Here is a 912-nt window from a genome sequence, read left to right as displayed (position 1 = left end):
TTCCGGGCGATGCAGAGAAACTGCAGGCAATTCTCCTCGAACGTGATGCCGAAATCGAGAAGCGCGACGCCGCGATCACGGAACGCGACATCGAAATCCGCCAGCTCCGCGAGTACGTCCGCCTCCTGAAGAGCCAGCAATTCGGCAGGAGCAGCGAGAGCGTACACCGCGATCAACTGGGGCTGTTCAACGAGGCCGAGCAGCTGGTCTGTGACGAAGTCAGCGAGGAGGATTCCACGGTCTCGGTACCGGCCCACACGCGGGCGAAACGAGGGCGGCGGCCGCTGCCTTCCTGGATGCCCCGCGAAGAGATCCTCCACGATCTCTCCGAGAACGAGAAGGTCTGCGAGGCGGATGGGACGGCCCTCGTCGAGATTGGCCGTGAGACCTCGGAGCAGGTCGAGTTCATCCCGGCAACGGCACGGGTCCTCGTCCATGTGCGCCCCAAGTACGGGTGCCCGAAGTGCAAGACGGGCGTGAGGATCGCGCCGCTGCCGCCGCAGCCGATCCCGAAGAGCGTGGCTTCGCCCTCGCTGCTCACCTACGTGGCGATCTCGAAGTACGCCGATGCGCTTCCCCTCTACCGGCAGGAGAAGATCCTCGGGCGCCTCGGGATCGATCTCTCGCGGGCCACGCTGGCCTCGTGGATGGTGAAGGCCGGTGAGCTGGTGCAGCCGCTCGTGGAGCGGATGCGGGAAGAGATCCTCGCGAGCGGCTTCGTGCAGTGCGACGAGTCGCGTTTCCAGGTGCTGAAGGAGCCGGGCAAGGCGGCCGAGTGTAGACGCTCACTCAGAAGCGTAGAAATCTGATCATTTGGCCGGGGGGCGACGCAGCCCGCCGTTCCGGATTCCGATTCAGATCTTCCGGGTCGAAAGGTCCTTGACCCAGGGCGAACGCCCTCCCGGCTCGACC

1 protein-coding gene is annotated in these 912 nt (G+C 65.1%); it reads left to right on the top strand.

Annotation, left to right across the window (positions count from 1 at the left end; genetic code table 11):
* Nucleotides 1-809 (top strand): IS66 family transposase (locus tag GY937_25065; protein MCP5059987.1); only part of this gene is annotated, 809 nt, incomplete at its 5' end.
* Nucleotides 810-912 lie beyond the last annotated feature (103 nt).

This window comes from bacterium (genome assembly GCA_024228115.1).
In the GTDB taxonomy this organism is placed as follows: Bacteria; Myxococcota_A; UBA9160; order UBA9160; family UBA6930.
The sequence above is the reverse complement of the archived record's forward strand: the minus strand, read 5'-3'. Positions and strand labels throughout refer to the sequence as shown.